13 protein-coding genes and 1 pseudogene are annotated in these 16406 nt (G+C 72.1%); 11 read left to right on the forward strand and 3 right to left on the reverse strand.

Annotated elements, in window-relative coordinates:
* The first annotated feature begins 27 nt into the window (after positions 1–27).
* Entirely contained in the window at positions 28–987 is a 960-nt protein-coding gene (locus tag ACZ7DE_RS14060) for an LLM class flavin-dependent oxidoreductase (RefSeq protein ID WP_470760790.1), read from the forward strand.
* 33 nt (positions 988–1020) lie between these two features.
* Here the strand turns inward: ACZ7DE_RS14060 and ACZ7DE_RS14065 are convergent, their stop codons facing one another.
* Positions 1021–2817, reverse strand: coding sequence for a coagulation factor 5/8 type domain-containing protein (locus ACZ7DE_RS14065; RefSeq protein ID WP_470760792.1), 1797 nt, complete (start codon positions 2815–2817; stop codon positions 1021–1023).
* Between the two features lie 231 nt (positions 2818–3048).
* On the opposite strand from ACZ7DE_RS14065, the gene ACZ7DE_RS14070 reads away from it, so the two are divergent.
* The 6 genes from ACZ7DE_RS14070 (at position 3049) to ACZ7DE_RS14095 (ending at position 9386) form a co-directional block, all read left to right on the forward strand.
* Complete coding sequence (locus ACZ7DE_RS14070) at positions 3049–4368, forward strand: ABC transporter substrate-binding protein (RefSeq protein ID WP_470760794.1); 1320 nt, start codon at positions 3049–3051, stop codon at positions 4366–4368.
* A 5-nt stretch (positions 4369–4373) separates the two neighbouring features.
* Complete coding sequence (locus ACZ7DE_RS14075; RefSeq protein WP_470760796.1) at positions 4374–5360, forward strand: carbohydrate ABC transporter permease; 987 nt, start codon at positions 4374–4376, stop codon at positions 5358–5360.
* Positions 5361–5367: 7 nt separating this feature from the next.
* Positions 5368–6207 carry a carbohydrate ABC transporter permease gene (locus ACZ7DE_RS14080; protein ID WP_470760798.1) on the forward strand — a complete coding sequence of 280 codons (840 nt, stop codon included), beginning with the start codon at positions 5368–5370 and terminating at the stop codon, positions 6205–6207.
* 29 nt (positions 6208–6236) lie between these two features.
* Positions 6237–7595: a GH1 family beta-glucosidase gene (locus ACZ7DE_RS14085; RefSeq protein WP_470760800.1), complete on the forward strand. Its 1359-nt coding sequence runs from the start codon at positions 6237–6239 to the stop codon at positions 7593–7595.
* Between the two features lie 286 nt (positions 7596–7881).
* Complete coding sequence (locus ACZ7DE_RS14090) at positions 7882–8730, forward strand: alpha/beta fold hydrolase (protein WP_470760802.1); 849 nt, start codon at positions 7882–7884, stop codon at positions 8728–8730.
* A gap of 116 nt (positions 8731–8846) precedes the next feature.
* Entirely contained in the window at positions 8847–9386 is a 540-nt protein-coding gene (locus ACZ7DE_RS14095; protein ID WP_470760804.1) for a hypothetical protein, read from the forward strand.
* 139 nt (positions 9387–9525) lie between these two features.
* Here ACZ7DE_RS14095 and ACZ7DE_RS14100 read toward each other — a convergent pair whose 3' ends face one another.
* Positions 9526–9918, reverse strand: coding sequence for an SCO5389 family protein (locus ACZ7DE_RS14100; RefSeq protein ID WP_470760806.1), 393 nt, complete (start codon positions 9916–9918; stop codon positions 9526–9528).
* 79 nt (positions 9919–9997) lie between these two features.
* Complete coding sequence (locus tag ACZ7DE_RS14105; protein ID WP_470760808.1) at positions 9998–10951, reverse strand: ATP-binding protein; 954 nt, start codon at positions 10949–10951, stop codon at positions 9998–10000.
* Between the two features lie 126 nt (positions 10952–11077).
* Here ACZ7DE_RS14105 and ACZ7DE_RS14110 point away from each other — a divergent pair.
* The 4 genes and pseudogenes from ACZ7DE_RS14110 to ACZ7DE_RS14125 form a co-directional block, all read left to right on the forward strand.
* A pseudogene (locus tag ACZ7DE_RS14110) lies at positions 11078–11605 on the forward strand (GNAT family N-acetyltransferase); the annotation flags it as partial.
* A gap of 154 nt (positions 11606–11759) precedes the next feature.
* A complete protein-coding gene (locus ACZ7DE_RS14115; protein ID WP_470760810.1) occupies positions 11760–13304 on the forward strand; it encodes an ABC transporter substrate-binding protein in 1545 nt (514 codons plus the stop codon).
* 4 nt (positions 13305–13308) lie between these two features.
* Positions 13309–15096, forward strand: coding sequence for an ABC transporter permease subunit (locus ACZ7DE_RS14120; protein WP_470760812.1), 1788 nt, complete (start codon positions 13309–13311; stop codon positions 15094–15096).
* On the forward strand, positions 15093–16322 hold the full coding sequence (locus ACZ7DE_RS14125; RefSeq protein WP_470760814.1) for an MDR family MFS transporter: 1230 nt from the start codon (positions 15093–15095) through the stop codon (positions 16320–16322). Before ACZ7DE_RS14120 ends, ACZ7DE_RS14125 begins: the two co-directional genes overlap by 4 nt.
* Positions 16323–16406 lie beyond the last annotated feature (84 nt).

A 16406-nucleotide genomic window follows, 5' to 3' on the forward strand; every position in this document is an offset into this window, starting at 1 on the left:
TCCAACGGGGAGAGGGCGGTTTTCGCCATGTCGCTTCACAAAACGTCGCCGTACCGGACGACGCCCCACCCGACGACGCCGCACGTGCCGTTGTTCGGGACCGAGATCAGCACCGCCGTCGACGAGGTGGAGGAAACCCTCCGGCTCGCCGTCCAGGCCGACCGGCAGGGCCTGGACCTGGTGACCGTTTCCGACCACCCCTACTTCGCCGGACGGCTCGACGCGTACGCGCTCCTCGGGGTCGTCCTCGGGCGCACCGAGCGCGTCTCCGGCCTGGTGTGCGTGACGAACCTGCCCAGCCGTCCGGCGCCGATGCTGGCCCGTACCGTCACCTCGCTGTCCGCCCTGACCGGCGGACGTCTGGTGCTGGGCATGGGGGCGGGCGGGCTGTGGGACGACATCGCCCGGCTCGGGCTGCCCAGGCTGGCGCCGGGCGCCGCGGTACGGGCGCTCGAAGAGGCGATCACCCTCGTCCGCCTGCTCTGCGGCGGGGGTGAACCGGTCACTTTCGAGGGGGAGTTCTACCAGGTGCGCGACCTCGAGCCGGCCTCGGCGCCGGCGCCTCCCGTGTGGACCGGCGCCGTCGGCCCGAAGTCCCTCGCCGTCACCGGCCGGGTCGGCGACGGCTGGATCCCCGGACATGCCGCGGACTGGCTGAGCCCGCGCTTTCGGGAGTCCCGCCCCGTCATCGACGAGGCGGCGCTGAAGGCGGGCCGCGACCCACGCGACATCGCCACCGTCCACAACCTGCCGGGCGTCATCAGCTCCACCTCGACGGCCGCCCCGCGCGACCGCGAGGGGCGCTGGCGGGGCGGCTCGGTGGATCAGTGGATCGAGGAACTCACCGGAGCGGTCCTGGAGTTCGGCGCCACCGGGTTCGTGCACTTCCCCGTGGAGGACGGGACGCCCGCCGAGGTCACGCTCGGCCGGTGGGCCGAGGAGATCGCCCCGGCCGTCCGCGAGGCGGTCGCCGCGGCCCGCACCTGATCAACGGTCGTGCCTTACTGCTGCGCCGGTGGTTCAGGGGTAGGACACCACCGTCGACGGCACCGTCGAAGTGCCCGAGGTGGGAGCCCCCAGGTCGTTGATGACGTGCTCGTACTGGCCGTTGCCGCCGAGGGAGACCACCAGCAGGTCGTGGAACTTCACGCCCGGCTTGCTGGGCGCGGCGAACCCGTGGTGCTGGACGATCGTCGGATCGACGTTGTAGTAGCAGTAGCTGCCCAGACCCCAGCCCTCGTGCGCGGTGACGTTGTCGCCGACCTTGTAGGCGGCGTAGCCCTTCAGCGCGCCGTTCTGGATGGCCGCCTGGTTCGGGGCGTCGTACGCCTTCTCGTTCTGGAAGAAGATCGTGCGTCCGCGCTCGCCGTACCACTGCACGTCGTACTTGTTGAAGTGCTCCACGAACAGGCCGGTGGCCAGCACGTCGTGGCCGTTCACGACGACGCCGTAGTCGGCCCGGTTGGTCTCCCAGCCGACGCCCTCGCCGTGGTCCGCGCGCCAGACCCAGGTGTGGTCGACGATCGTGTGCCGGCTGTTGATCACCATGCTGGTGGTGGCCTTGCCGGCGCCCGCTCCGCCGATGCGCACGAACACGTCCTGGACGGTGGTCGGGTTGGCGGAGTGGTCGCGGCACGCCCCGGGCGGACCGACCTCCAGCAGGGTCGAGGAGTTGACGGGCCCGGCGTCGACGAGGAAGCCCGCCAGCCGGACCCCGTCGACGTCGGCCACCTTCAGCGCGGTGACGCCGTTGACGGGGATCAGCGTGGCGTAACCCAGGCCCAGGACGACGGTGTTGGCGCGGGTCACCCTGATCGGCTGGTCGAGGTGGTAGACGCCGGGCGTCAGCAGCAGGTGCAGGCCCTGTGCGAGCGCCTGGTTCAGCGTGGCCGCGGAGACGCCCGGCTTGGCGACGTAGAACTGGGACAGGGGCAGCGAACTGCCGCGCGGTGTGCCGTTGCCCCAGGTGACCCCGCGGGCGTTGGTCCGCTTCGCGGGCAGGAAGACGCGGAACCCGCCGCCGCCGTCGACGTACAGGAACGGCTTCTCCCGTGAGACGGGCGTCGAGTCCAGCGTGGTGTACGGCGGGTTGGGGAAGCTCTGGGCGGGTGCGCCCTCCACGCCCGAGAAGACCATGTTCCACACGCCGTTGAGCCAACTGCCGATCGCACTGTCGCGCGTGTACCACTGCTGTTGCGAGTACGGCCCGATCTCGCCCTCGATGCGGCTGTCGGCGATGTAGCCGCCGCTCGCCCAACCGTAGCCGGACGGCGCGAGGTTGAGGCCGCCGCGCACGTGCATCCGGCGGAAGGGGGCCGCCTGGGCGACCGCCCACCGGTTGGTTCCGCTCACCGGGACGAGCGCGAGGTTCTCCGCGGAACGCCAGAAGTTCTGCGTGGCGTTTCCGCCGAACCAGCCGGCGTCGACCGTCACGTCCCCGTTGATCGTGGTGTCGTCGGGGGAGAGGCCGAGGCCCGCGATGGAGGTGTAGAAGCCGAGCTGGGCGTTGAGGCCGTGATAGGCGCCGGGTTTGAACAGCAACGCGTAGCGGCCGGTGCCGAACTGGGCCGATTCCTGCCGCCGGAACACCTCGTCGAGGCGGGCCTGGATGTCCGGGGTCGACGGATCGAAGACGAGGACGTTCGGACCGAGGTCGCCGCCGCCCGGGAGGGCGCGCGGACGGCTGCCGCGTCCGGCCGCGGAAGCCGGCGCGGCGGCCAGTCCGGTCAGGGCGGGCGCGGCCGCGGCCGTCGCGGCGGCGGCGAGGACGGCTCTGCGGCGCACGGCGGGCGTGTCCGACGGCGGGGTGTGGGGCATGGGCGGCTCTCCTCGGTCCAGGCCGCTCGGAAGTGAACGGCTGATTTAAGGAAGTGAATGAGGGCTTGCCTGAGAGCGCTCTCTCAGCGCTGAATGCTTCAACTACCTGAACGTGCGCGTCAAGTGGTCGGGCGGGAGTTCCCCAGAGTGTGCCGGGACTCTTGACGGGCGACTCTTCCGCGGTTTAACTCACGTCCTAAATTAAGCCCTGATGACACCGGGAGCCGACCCATGCGCACCATCCGAGCCGCGGCCACAGGAGCCGTCGTCATGTCGCTCGCCCTCGCGGCCACGGCCTGCGGGGGCGGTACCTCGACCGACGGCGAAGGCTCCAACGACTCGCCGAAGACCCTGACGTACTGGGCCTCCAACCAGGGCGCGAGCATCGAGGTCGACAAGAAGGTCCTCCAGCCGGAGCTCGACAAGTTCGAGGAACAGACCGGGATCAAGGTCAAGCTGGAGGTCGTCCCCTGGTCGGACCTGCTCAACCGGATCCTCACCGCGACCACCTCCGGCCAGGGCCCCGACGTCCTCAACATCGGCAACACCTGGTCGGCCTCGCTCCAGGCCACGGGCGCGCTGCTGCCCTGGAACGACGCCAACCTCGCGGCGATCGGCGGCAAGGACCGCTTCGTCGCGTCGGCGCTCGGCTCGACGGGAGCACCGGGCAAGGACCCCGCCGCGGTACCGCTGTACTCGATGGCGTACGCCCTCTACTACAACAAGCAGATCTTCGCCGACGCCGGCATCGCCCAACCCCCCGCCACCTGGGCGGAACTGGCGGCCGACGGCAAGAAGATCCAGGCCGAGGGCAAGCAGGTCCTGGGCGCCGAGGGCGCCAACGTCGCGGAGAACATCCACCACGTCTTCGTCTTCGCCAAACAGCACGGCGCCGACTTCTTCACCGCCGACGGCAAACCCGACTTCACCTCCGAGGCCGTGGTCTCGGCGGTCAAGCAGTACGTCGACCTGATGGCGAAGGACAAGGTCATCCCGAAGGGCAACGCCGAGTACGCGCAGAACCAGTCCGTCGGCGACTTCGCCAAGGGCAGGACGGCGATGCTGCTGTGGCAGTCCGCGTCCGCCAACCTCAAGTCCCAGGGCATGAGCGAGGACCAGTACGGCATCGCCCCCGTACCCGTGCAGTCGGGCGCCCCGGGCGCCGGCGCCCAGATCAACTCCATGGTCGCGGGCATCAACCTGGCCGTCTTCAAGAACACCGACAACCTCGACGGCGCAACGAAGTTCGTCAAGTTCATGACCGGCGACGAGGAGCAGAAAATCCTCAACACCGCCTACAGCACCATCCCGCCGGTCGCCGCGGCGCAGGCGGACCCGTCCTTCAACACCCCCGCGAACGCGGTCCTGAAGGACACCCTCGCCAAGAGCGCCGCCGCACTGCCGCAGGTCGCCGACGAGTCGCAGTTCGAGACCGCGGTCGGCACAGCCGTCAAGGAACTGTTCGCCGAAGCCGCCGCCGGCCACCCGGTGACCACCGAGTCGGTGAAGGCCAGGCTCGCCAAGGCCCAGCAGCAGATGCCGGCGAAGTGAGCCGGATGTCCACCACGATCGAGGCCCGAAAGCCTCACGTCACCCCCGGCGCCCACGAACCCCCCCGACCGCGACCCGGCCGGATCCGCCGCGCCGGACTGCCCTACCTGCTGCTCCTGCCCGCCCTGATCCTCGAACTCCTGGTCCACCTGGTGCCGATGGTGATCGGCATCGTGATGAGCTTCAAAGAGCTCACCCAGTTCTACATCCGCGACTGGGGCACCGCCCCCTGGTCCGGACTCGACAACTACCGCGTGTCCGTGGACTTCGACGCCCCCGTCGGCCAGGCCCTGCTGCGCTCCTTCCTCGTCACCGTCGGCTTCACCCTGCTCTCGGTCGGCCTGTGCTGGCTCATCGGCACCACGGCGGCGATCTTCATGCAGGACGCCTTCCGGGGACGCGGCCTGCTGCGGGCGCTCTTCCTGGTGCCGTACGCACTGCCCGTCTACGCCGCGGTGATCACCTGGGTCTTCATGTTCCAGCACGACAACGGCCTGGTGAACCACGTCCTGCACGACCAACTCCACCTCACCGACCAGCCCTCCTTCTGGCTCATCGGCGACAACAGCTTCTATGCACTGCTCACCGTCTCCGTATGGAAGGGCTGGCCGTTCGCCTTCCTCATCGTCATGGCCGGCCTGCAGAACATCCCGCGCGAGCTGTACGAGGCGGCGGCGCTGGACGGAGCCGGCGTGTGGCAGCAGATCCGCCGCATCACCCTCCCCTCCCTGGCCCCCGTCAACCAGGTCCTGATCCTGGTCCTGTTCCTGTGGACGTTCAACGACTTCAACACCCCCTACGTGCTGTTCGGCAAGGCCGCACCCGAAGCCGCGGACCTGATCTCGGTCCACATCTACCAAGCGTCCTTCGTCACCTGGAACTTCGGCACCGGCTCGGCCATGTCGGTCCTGCTGCTGCTCTTCCTGCTGGCCGTGACCGGCGTCTACCTGGCCGCCACCACCCGGGGACGGAGGCCCTCCCGTGCGCGATGACTCCCCCATGGCACCGCCGACTTCGTTCCTGTGGTCCCGGCGGATCTTCCTCACCCTGCTCACCGGCTTCGTCCTCGTGCCCGTGTACGTGATGCTCTCCAGCTCCCTGAAGCCGCTCGCGGACGTCACGGGCACCTTCCGCTGGCTGCCCAGCGGACTGACGATCCGCCCGTACATCGACATCTGGTCCACGGTCCCGCTCGCCACCTACTTCGTGAACTCGCTGATCGTGGCAGGCGCGGCCACGGTCTGCTCGGTGGTGATCGCCGTGTTCAGCGCCTACGCGGCAAGCCGGTACGACTTCCGCGGAAAACGGGCCTTCACCGTCACCGTGCTCTCGACGCAGATGTTCCCCGGCATCCTCTTCCTCCTCCCGCTGTTCCTGCTCTACGTCAACATCGGCAACGCCACCGGCATCGCACTGTTCGGCTCACGCGGCGGCCTGATCCTCACCTACCTGACGTTCTCCCTCCCCTTCTCCATCTGGATGCTGATCGGATACTTCGACTCCGTGCCGCGCGACCTGGACGAGGCCGCACTGGTCGACGGCTGCGGACCGCTCGGCGCGCTCTTCCGGATCGTCGTGCCGGCCGCGATCCCCGGCATCGTGGCGGTCGCCGTCTACGCCTTCATGACCGCCTGGGGCGAAGTCCTGTTCGCCTCCGTCATGACCAACGACACCACCCGCACCCTCGCCGTCGGACTCCAGGGCTACTCCACCCTCAACGACGTCTACTGGAACCAGATCATGGCCGCCTCGCTGGTCGTCAGCGTGCCCGTGGTCGCCGGCTTCCTGCTGCTCCAGCGCTATCTCGTCGCCGGACTGACCGCCGGAGCCGTGAAGTGACCCCGCACCCCGATCCCGAAAGGACCTCAGTGACCATCGACCTCGCCGCCCTGCCCCGCGACTTCCTGTGGGGGACCGCCACCTCGGCCTACCAGATCGAGGGAGCCGTGGCGGAGGACGGCCGATCGCCGTCGATCTGGGACACCTTCTCGCACACCCCCGGCAAGACCGCGGACGGCGACCACGGCGACGTCGCCTGCGACCACTACCACCGCTGGCGCGAGGACATCGCCCTGATGCGCCGACTGGGCGCCAACGCCTACCGGTTGTCCGTCGCCTGGCCCCGCGTCGTACCCGGCGGCGACGGCCCGGTGAACCCCAAGGGCCTCGACTTCTACGACGAGTTGATCGACGGACTGCTGGAGTCGGGCATCACACCGTCCGTCACCCTCTACCACTGGGACCTGCCCCAGGCTCTCCAGGACCGCGGCGGCTGGCCCGAGCGCGACACCGCCGAGCACTTCGCCGCGTACGCCTCGGCCGTCGCCGGACGTCTCGGCGACCGCGTCAGCCACTGGGCCACCCTCAACGAACCCCTGTGCTCGGCCTGGATCGGCCACCTCGAAGGAACGATGGCCCCCGGCCTCACGGACCTCACGGCCGCCGTCCGCGCCTCCTACCACCTGCTCCTCGGCCACGGACTCGCCGTCCAGGCCGTCCGGGCGGCAGCCCCGCACGCGAAGATCGGCATCGTCAACAACCTCTCCACCGTCCACCCCGCCACCGACCGGCCCGAGGACCTCGCCGCCGCCCGCCGCATGGACGGCCACACCAACCGCTGGTGGCTCGACCCGGTGCACGGCCGCGGCTTCCCGGCCGACATGCGCGAGGTGTACGCCGTCGAACTCCCCGAACAACCAGGCGACTTGGAGACGATCGCGGCCCCGCTGGACTGGCTCGGCCTCAACTACTACTTCCCGGCGACGGTGACCGACGACCCCGACGGGCCCGCCCCGCACGCCCGTTCCGTGCGCCGACCCGGCGTCCCGCGCACCGCGATGGACTGGGAGATCGACCCCGGCGGCATCGAGACGCTCCTGCTGCGCCTGACCGACGAGTACGGCGCCCGCCGGCTGTACGTCACGGAGAACGGTTCCGCCCACCCGGACGTCGTCCGCCCCGACGGAACCGTGGACGACCCCGAGCGGCAGGCCTACCTGACCGCTCACCTCGCCGCCTGCGCCTCCGCCGCCCGCAAGGGCGCCCCGCTGGCCGGCTACTTCGCCTGGTCGCTGCTGGACAACTTCGAGTGGGCCTACGGCTACGACAAACGGTTCGGACTCGTCCACGTGGACTACCGGACCCAGACCCGCACGATCAAGGGCACCGGACACCATTACGCGGAGATCATCCGAAGGCACCGGGAGGGGGTGGCACAGGCGGCCTGACGCAGGACGGGGCGGTCGACGCGGGCGCGTGGGAACGGGAGCGCGGGGCGCGTGGGCACGGGAGCGCGGGGCGCGCGCGAGGGGTGGACGCGGGAGCCGGGGACGCGGGAGCCGGGGACGCGGGACCGGGGACGCGGGACCGGGGACGCGGGAGCCGGGGACGCGGGAGCCGGGGGCGAGGTCGAGGTCGGGACACCTGCCCGCGCCCCCGCCCCGGCTCGAGGCGCGCCGACCCGTCCCGCAAACTCGGTTGTCCGCCGCGGGCCCCACTGTGAGGCTTCCTCCCATGCCGAGCTTCACCGCCTTCGACGGAACCCGCCTCGCCCACCACAGCGCCGGAGACGGCCCACCCCTGATCTGCGTGCCCGGCGGCCCCATGCAGTCCGCCGCCTACCTGGGAGACCTCGGCGGCCTCACCTCCCACCGTCGGCTCATCGTGCTGGACCCCAGGGGCACCGGCGAGTCGGCGGCCCCGGCGGACACCGCCTCGTACCGCTGCGACCACCAGGTCGACGACGTCGAGGCCTTGCGCGCCCACCTCGGGCTCGACCGGATCGACCTGCTCGCACACTCCGGCGGAGCCAACCTGGCACTCCTGTACGCCGCCCGCCATCCGGACCGCGTCGCCCGTCTCCTGCTGATCACCCCGAGCGTGTACGCGACCGGCCTGGAGATCACCGCCGAGGACCGGTTGACGACCGCCCGTCTGCGCAGCGGCGAGCCGTGGTTCGCCCCCGCCTACGCGGCCCTGGAGGCCGTCACCTCGGGCCGGGCCACCGCCGACTCCTGGCAGGCCGTCGCCCCCTTCTTCCACGCCCGATGGGACGAGGAGGCCCGCGCCTTCGACGCGGCCGGCGAGAAGGACAAGAACCACGAGGCGGCGGCCGCGTACGCCGCGGAGGGCGCCTTCACCCCGGCCGCCACCCGCAAGGCCCTCGCCTCCTTCCCGTCCCCGGTCCTCCTCCTCGGGGGCGAGTGCGACCTGGCGGCGCCGCCCCGCGTGATGCGGGAGTTCGCGGAGCTGTTCCCCGACGCCGAACTCGTCGTCCAGCCGGGGACGGGGCACTTTCCGTGGCGGGACGATCCCCGGCGATTCGTGACGGCCGTGACGGAGTTCCTGGACGGCGGGCGATGAGCGAACCGGTCGTTCACACGATCGAGTGATGCGCGGGCGTGCGGGCACGGTGCGAAGTCGCGGACCGTTGTGCGGGTGACGGGATCTTCCCGCTCGTCACGACTACGGGGGTAGCCATGAGCCTGCACATCCGGCGCAACGCCGACGGCACGATCACCGGGCACGACACCAAGACCGGCTTCACGGTCACCTCGGCCGACGAGGAGGAGGTGCGGCGGCTGGTGCACGAGAACGCCGGCTGGGAGTACACGCCCCCGCCTCGGCCGACGCCTGCCGGGTTCCACCGGTTCGTCCTGGTGCACGACGAGTTCGGCGACGGCGGCTTCGGCGACGAGCGGTACGAGCGCCTGCGCACCCATCCGCCCAGCGGTTGTGAACCGGTCGACCGCGGCTGCTTCGCCCTCACCTGCGAGCGCCCCGGCGCCACGCTCCTGGCAGCCGTGTCCGACACGGTCGCGGAGATCCGCCGCGACCACGGCCTGGTGATGAGCAGCCTCGGCATCGAGAAACCGGAGGAGGGGTTCGGAACCGACCGCGACGGTTACGGAGCACAGGTCGTCGCCCATCTGCTGCTGACGGCCGCCCACCGCGCCGCGCTCCTCGGATACGGACGCAAGGACGTGGTGCGCCTCGTCGACGCGACCGGTCTGAGGTGAGGGGACGAGGCGCCCGCTCCGGTGAGGACAGTTGGCGGGAGAGCACAGCGGGCCGCGCCGACTCGGCGCAGCGGGGCGGTCCGGTGCGCGACGACCCCGCCGCCTGTACGAGCGACGGGGTCGGAGGCCGGCCGGAGGCCTAACAGTCCCGCAGCTCCGCCGACTGGTTCAGCACCTGCGCGCGTACCGAGGTGAACCGCGTGTACGTCTCACCGCCCCGCGCCCCCGGTCGGAACGCCGCCACGCGGTGGCAGTTCTGGAAGGCGAGGGTGATGCCGAAGTGGCGTTCCAGGCTGCCGCGGATGGCGTCGCTGGCGAGGGCACGCAGGAGCTGGCCCCGCTGCTGCTCCGAAGGCGGAGGGGTCTGGTTGTCGGCGAACTCGGCGATGCCGCCGTGGAGTCGGGCGGCCAGGTCGGAGACGAGACCGTAGGCGTAGGGGAGCGACGTGCGGATCGTGTCCACGAAGTCCTCCTCGCGGATGGCACCGGCTTCGGCCTCGGCGAGGAGCTTCGGGGAGACGTCGAGAGACATGGGTGTCCTGTGTCCTGTTCTTGAGTTCGAGTTTGCGCGTGAGGGGAGGGTGGGGGAGGGGGGAGGGGCCCCCGAGTGTTCAGGTCAGCGCGGCCGGCCCCGGCACGAACTCCGGGTCCACCTGTGCCGCCAGGTCCTGGCCGGTCGCCTGGTTCGCCCAGGAGCGGGCGTTGCGGAGGTGGAATTCCACGGTGTGGCGGTGGAACGCCGGCCAGTCCTTCTCGCGGGCGTCGACCGTCTCGCGCAGGACGTTCAGGGCGTGGCGGTTGGCGTCCTCCAACTCGCCCCGGGGGCTGCCCCGCTCGGCGGATCGGACCCAGGGGGACAGGGCGAGGTGGGTGAGAAGGTCGTCGCCGACTTCCTCCTTGAGGAAGAGCAGATCGTCCTCGCCGGTCACCTTGTTGCCGACCACGGCGAGCGGGATGTCGAACTCGCGGGCGTGGTCGCGGTACTGGCGGTAGACGGAGACGCCTCTGCGGGTGGGTTCGGCCACCAGGAAGGTCATGTCGAAGCGGGTGAAGAGGCCGGAGGCGAAGGCGTCGGCGCCGGCGGTCATGTCCATCACCACGTACTCGCCGGGGCCGTCCACCAGATGGCTCAGGTAGAGCTCCACCGCGCCCAGCTTGGAGTGGTAGCAGGCCACCCCCAGGTCGCTCTCGTCGAACTCGCCCGTCACCATCAGGGGCACGCCGCCGACCCGCTGGACATGGCGTGTGTGCAGCTCGTCGTCGCCGAGGAGGCGCAGCAGCCGGGAGCCGCGGCCCGGCGGGGTCGTCTTGATCATCGCCTCGCGGGAGGGGATCCGCGGATTGGAGCCGCGCAGCAGGTCCTTGATGTCGCCCAGGTGGGGGGCGAGGGGCGGGGCCGTGAAGGACGGGGACGTGGCTGTGGGGTCCAGGGCCTCGGACAGGTGCTGGTTGATGTCGCCGTCCACGGCGAGCACCGGTGCGCCGGACTGTGCCAAGTGCCGGGCGAACAGGGCCGACAGTGTCGTCTTGCCGCTGCCGCCCTTCCCCACGAAGGCTACGCGCATCGGCGTACCGCCTTTTTGAAAATGAATGTCATGTGGCTAGGTTTAGGGCGTGCCGTGATCTCTGTCAAATCCGACGGGCGGGGATCGAGTGATCAATAGGTCTCCGTTAATGCATAGGATGTGCAAGTGCGTGACTACTGCATCAGGCCGGCGGGCCCCGACGACCTCGACGGCGCTCGCGCCGTCATGCTGGACACCGTCTACCGCGATTTCGGTACCGGTTACGTGCCTCGCTGGCACGGCGACATCATCGACCCGGTCACGGCGTATCTCGCCCCCGCCCGGCACGTGTTGCTGGTCGCGCTCGACGGCGAGGACGGCGAGGTCGTCGCCACGGCGGCCCTCGACTCCCGGGGTCCCGCGCATCCGCCGAACCCGCGCCATGTCGCCGAGCGCTACCCCTCGGGCACCACCGCGCAGTTGCGCCGCGTCTACGTCCGGCGAGAGCACCGGCGTCGCGGGCTCGCCCGGCGGCTGGTCTCCGGACTCCTCGCCTTCGCGGCCGCGGACGGCGGCTATCGCTCCGTCTATCTGCACACCGACCCGGCCGTGGAAGGGGCCGAGGGGTTCTGGCGGTCACTCGGCACCGTCGTGCACGACGAGCGGGAGGACATGGACGGCGGCCAGGGCATCGTGCACTTCGACATCCCGTTCGACGCCCCTCCCGGCCTCTCCGACGGCCTCCCCCTCGCCGCCTCCGACGGCCTCCCCCTCGCCGGCCTCCTCCCCGCCTCCGCCGCCCCCGCCGACCCTTCCTCCTCGTCCGCCCCGTTCTCCCCTCACCCCCGTCCCACAGGTCGGTAACTCCATGCCCCTTCCGCTTCACCCCCTTCACCCCCATCCCCATGACCCCCGTCGCCCAAGGCGCCATCGGCTCCTCGTCTCCCTCCTCCTCGCCCCGCTCCTCGCCGGCTGTTTCGCCCCGTCCGGCGGTGACGACGGTGAGGCGCCCTCAGCCGGCGACGGCCCCCGGCTGAGGGTCGCGCTCGCCTTCCCGCCCGCCGAGAACCTGTCCCCGCACGGCGCCGACGCGACGATCCTCAGCCGTCTCGGCGTCACCGAAGGGCTGACCGCGCTCGACGCCAACGGCGCCGCCGCCCCCGCGCTCGCCGCCTCCTGGCGGCGCGAGGACGACCGCACCTGGCTGTTCACCCTGCGCGAGGCCTCCTTCCAGGACGGCACGGACGTGACACCCGCCGCCGTCGCCGCCTCCCTCACCCGCGCCACCGAGGCCGAGCCCGCCCCGGCGGCCCTGGCGGGCGTCACCCTCACGGCGAAGGCGGCGGGCGCGACCGGCGTACGCGTCACCACCGCCGCCCCGGACCCCGTCCTGCCCCTGCGCCTGTCCAGCCCCGGCCTCGCCGTGCTCTCGCCGAAGGCGTACGCGAAGAAGGGCGTCGTCGATCCGGTCGGCACCGCCACCGGTCCCTTCGAGGTCACCCACGTGGCCGGCGCCACGGTCGCCGACCTCGACCGCTTCGACGACTACTGGGGCGGTCGCGCGCACGCCTCGGGCATCGACGTGCGCTTCGTCGCCGACGGCACCGCCCGCGCCAACGCCCTGCGCACCGGACAGGCCGACCTCGCGGAGGCGATACCCGTCGCCCAGGCCGCCACGCTCGACGCGGACACCCGCCGGGAGACCGCCACGACCCGCACCACCAGCCTCTATCTCAACGCACGATCGGGCGTCTTCAAGGACCCCGCCCTGCGCGCCGCCGCACGCGCGGCCGTGGACCCGTCCGGTCTCGCCGAGGGCGTCTACGAGGGCCACGCCGACGCGGGCGCCGGGCTGTACGGCCCGGCCGTCGCCTGGGCCGAGGGCAAACGCGTACGGCCCGCCGGGCGGGCGAAGGCCGCTGCCCCCGGCGGCGCTTCCCTCACCCTGGCCACCTACGACAACCGGCCCGAACTCCCGGAAGTCGCACAGGTGGTGAAGCAGCAGCTGGAGAGCGCCGGTTTCAAGGTGAGACTGGAGGTCCGGGAGTACTCGCGGCTGGAGAGCGACGCGCTCGCCGGGAAGTTCGACGCCGTCGTCGGCGCCCGCAACAGCCTCCTCGACACCGGTGACCCCGTCACCGTCCTCGCCGGCGACTTCACCTGCGACGGCGGCTACAACCTCGCCCTGCTGTGCGACGAGGGCGTCGACAAGGCCGTCGCCGAGGCGCAATCGGTGGCCGACCCCGACGAGCGGCAGGAAGCCGCCCTGGCCGCCGAGGCCGCGATCCTCGGCACCGACGCCGTCGTCCCGCTCGTCCACCAGCGCGTGGTCACCGGCGTCGCCGCCAAGGTCAGGGGCGTGCTGCTCGACCCCTACGAGCGCACCCTCGTCGGCGCCGGGACCCGGTACTGACGGCATGAGGAGCAGGGTGGGCACGCTGGTGTGGCGTGCCGGACTGGCCGCGCTGCTGGTGTGCGGGATCGGGCTGCTGCCCTGGCTCGCGCACACCGACCCGGCGCTCACCGTGCTCAAGGCACGCTCCGCCGACCGCGATCCCTCACCCGAGACGCTCGCCGCCATCCGCGCCCAACTCGGCCTGGACGACGGCCCCTCGCACCTCCTGGGGCGGTGGCTCGCGGGGTTGCCGCGCGGGGACGCCGGACGGTCGTGGATCTCCGGCGCCGACGTCATGCCCGGGCTCCTCACCGCCCTGGGCGTGTCGCTGCTGCTGATGGCGGTGGCGTTGGCTGTCGCCGTGGTCGTCGCGGCCGGCGTGTGCGCCCGCACGCTGTGTCTCGGCGCGCGGCGCCGTCTGGAGGGCCGCCCCGCCGGCGGTGCGGGTTCCGCCGTGCTCGCCGCGCTGCCGGAGTTCCTCATCGCCTCCGTCCTCGCGACGGTGATCGGCGTGCAGTGGGGATGGCTGCCCGCGCTCGGCTGGTACGGCCCGCAGTGGACGGTGCTGCCCGCGCTCGCCCTCGGCCTGCCCGCCGGTGCGGTCCTCGGGCGCCTCCTGGACGACCAGCTGCCCGCGGCGTTCGCCGAGCCCTGGGCACAGGCCGCCGCGGCGCGCGGTCTGCCCGGACGGAGCATCGCCCGCAAGGCGCTGCGCCGTTGCGTGCCCGCGCTGCTGCCGGGCCTCGGGCTGTTCGTGGTGGGCCTGACCGGCGGATCCGTCGCCGTGGAGCAGGTCTTCGACATCCCCGGGCTCGGCCGGACCACCCTGCAGGCGGCGATCGCCCAGGATCTGCCCGTTCTTCAGACAGGCGCTCTCGTGCTCGTCGCCTTCGCGGCGGTCGTCACCGGTGTCGTCCGGCTCGCCGCGGGGTGGCTCATCGGTCCGGCCCTGCGCGACGGCGCCCTGCACACCGTCCACGGGCCGACGTCGGCCGGGCGCAGGACGCCGCCCTTCGTGTGCGGTCTTCTGCTGTCGGCCGTGGTGGCGCTCGGCCTGCCCCGCGACCCCCTCGCCCTGGACACCGGTGCTCGCCTCCAACCTCCGTCCGGGGCACATCCGTTCGGCACGGACGCGCTCGGCCGTGACGTGCTCGCCCGGGTCGCGCACGGCGCCCTCGACACCCTGCTCCTCTCCCTCGCCATCAGCGCGGTCGCGCTGACCGCCGGGGTTCTGCTCGGGCTGCTGCCCCGGGTCTCCGGGCCCCTCGTCGACACCGTGAACGCCGTGCCGCCCGTACTGGTGGCACTCCTGGTCACCGCCGTCCGGGGCGGCGGGCCGACGACGCCCGTCCTGGCCGTTGCGGTGGTGGCCTGGGCGCCGCTGGCCGCGCACACCTCGGCGCTGCTGCGGCAGGAACGGGCCACCGTCCACCTCGCCGCCACCCTGGCCCTCGGCGCCCGCCCCTGGCACCTGTTCAGGAGCGAACTCCTGCCCGCCGTCGGGCCGCCCGTCGTCCGGCACGCCCTGCTGCGGCTGCCCGGGATCGCCCTCGCCCTGGCCTCCCTCGGCTTTCTCGGTCTCGGCGCCCAGCCGCCGTCCCCCGAGTGGGGGCTGCTCCTCGCCGAGAACCAGCCCTACGCCGAACGCGCCCCCTGGGCGGTCCTCGCCCCCGCCGCCGGGCTCGCCCTCCTCGGCGCCCTGGCGGTGACCGCTCCCGGCGCGCTGCGACGGCCACGACGACGTCGTCCCGCCGGCCCGGACGCCGTCGAACCGTCGTCTGAGCGATGGCAGTTGGCCGGAACGGTATGACCACGGCCCGTCCCGTCCTTCGTCGGAGGGCGAGGGAAGCGCCCCGACTGTCGCCCCTGCTACGACTCCTGATTGTCACTCAACTCGCCTTCAACATAGGCTTTTTCGCGGTCCTGCCGTTCCTCGCCGAGCACCTGGGCGACGCGGTCGGCATGGCGGGCTGGCTGGTGGGGTTCGTGCTGGGACTGCGGACCTTCAGCCAGCAGGGGCTGTTCGTGGTCGGCGGGGCGCTCGCCGACCGGTACGGCGTCCGGCCGGTCGTCCTCGCCGGATGCGCGCTGCGGATCGCCGGATTCGGCTGGCTCGGATACGCCGGGCAGCTCTGGACGGTCGTCGCGGCGGTGCTCCTGACCGGATTCGCGGCCGCGCTGTTCTCACCCGCCGTCGAATCCGAGGTGGCGCGGCAGGCCGTCCTGCACGAGGAGTCGGGCGGCGGCTCACGGACCCGGGTGCTGGCCCTGTTCACGGTCGCCGGGCAGGCCGGTGCGTTCGTCGGTCCGTTGCTCGGCGCGCTGCTCCTGGAGGTCGGCTTCCGAGCGGTGTGCCTGGCCGGCGCGGGGGTCTTCGTCCTCGTGCTCGGCGGGCACGCGTGGCTGCTGCCGCAGCACCTCCCCGGCCGCGATCGGGTCCGACTGCGCGGCGGTGCGGGCCCGTTGCTCCGCAACCGCCGCTTCCTCGCCCTGTGCTGCGGGTACGGCGCCTACCTCCTCGCCTACAACCAGCTCTACCTGACCCTCCCCGCCGAGGTGCGGCGCGCGGCCGGTTCGCAGGCGCCGCTGGCCTGGCTGTTCGCGCTGTCGTCGCTGCTGGTGGTCACCGCCCAGCTGCCGGTCACCCGGTGGGTGGGGGAGCGGCTGAGCCCGCGCCGCGCGATGGCAGCCGGGCTGACGCTGATCGCCGTCGGCTTCGCCGTGGTCGCCGCGGCCCTGCCCGCCGGACGGACCGGGACGGCCGGGCTGCTGCCCGCGGCCGGCTTCGTGGCGCTGCTCACGCTCGGCCAGATGCTCGTCGCGCCCGCCGCCCGCGCCTGGGTGCCCGACCTCGCCGAGGACGGCCGGCTCGGCCTGTACACCGGTGCGTTGTCCTCCGTCTCCGGGCTGATCGTGCTCCTCGGCAGCGCGGTCACCGGCGCCCTCCTCGACACCGGCCTGCCGCCCACCGTGCCCTGGCTCCTGCTGGCGGCGCTGCCGGCGGGAGCCGTCCTGCTGCTGCCTCGCGGGAGGTGAACGAGGGGAGAGGGGCGGTCGTGGCACTCGCGCGTGGGTGGGGCCCGGACCGTGCCCACGGTCCGGGCCCCACCCACGCGCGAG

The sequence above is a fragment of the Streptomyces sp. NPDC037083 genome, from assembly GCF_055606485.1.

Excerpts from the sequence above, each read along its gene's own strand:
- ACZ7DE_RS14060 (WP_470760790.1), top strand. The coding sequence starts at position 28 with ATGTCGCTTCACAAAACGTCGCCGTACCGGACGACGCCCCACCCGACG.
- ACZ7DE_RS14065 (WP_470760792.1), bottom strand. The coding sequence starts at position 2,817 with ATGCCCCACACCCCGCCGTCGGACACGCCCGCCGTGCGCCGCAGAGCC.
- ACZ7DE_RS14070 (WP_470760794.1), top strand. The coding sequence starts at position 3,049 with ATGCGCACCATCCGAGCCGCGGCCACAGGAGCCGTCGTCATGTCGCTC.
- ACZ7DE_RS14075 (WP_470760796.1), top strand. The coding sequence starts at position 4,374 with ATGTCCACCACGATCGAGGCCCGAAAGCCTCACGTCACCCCCGGCGCC.
- ACZ7DE_RS14080 (WP_470760798.1), top strand. The coding sequence starts at position 5,368 with ATGGCACCGCCGACTTCGTTCCTGTGGTCCCGGCGGATCTTCCTCACC.
- ACZ7DE_RS14090 (WP_470760802.1), top strand. The coding sequence starts at position 7,882 with ATGCCGAGCTTCACCGCCTTCGACGGAACCCGCCTCGCCCACCACAGC.
- ACZ7DE_RS14095 (WP_470760804.1), top strand. The coding sequence starts at position 8,847 with ATGAGCCTGCACATCCGGCGCAACGCCGACGGCACGATCACCGGGCAC.
- ACZ7DE_RS14100 (WP_470760806.1), bottom strand. The coding sequence starts at position 9,918 with ATGTCTCTCGACGTCTCCCCGAAGCTCCTCGCCGAGGCCGAAGCCGGT.
- ACZ7DE_RS14105 (WP_470760808.1), bottom strand. The coding sequence starts at position 10,951 with ATGCGCGTAGCCTTCGTGGGGAAGGGCGGCAGCGGCAAGACGACACTG.
- ACZ7DE_RS14115 (WP_470760810.1), top strand. The coding sequence starts at position 11,760 with ATGCCCCTTCCGCTTCACCCCCTTCACCCCCATCCCCATGACCCCCGT.
- ACZ7DE_RS14120 (WP_470760812.1), top strand. The coding sequence starts at position 13,309 with ATGAGGAGCAGGGTGGGCACGCTGGTGTGGCGTGCCGGACTGGCCGCG.
- ACZ7DE_RS14125 (WP_470760814.1), top strand. The coding sequence starts at position 15,093 with ATGACCACGGCCCGTCCCGTCCTTCGTCGGAGGGCGAGGGAAGCGCCC.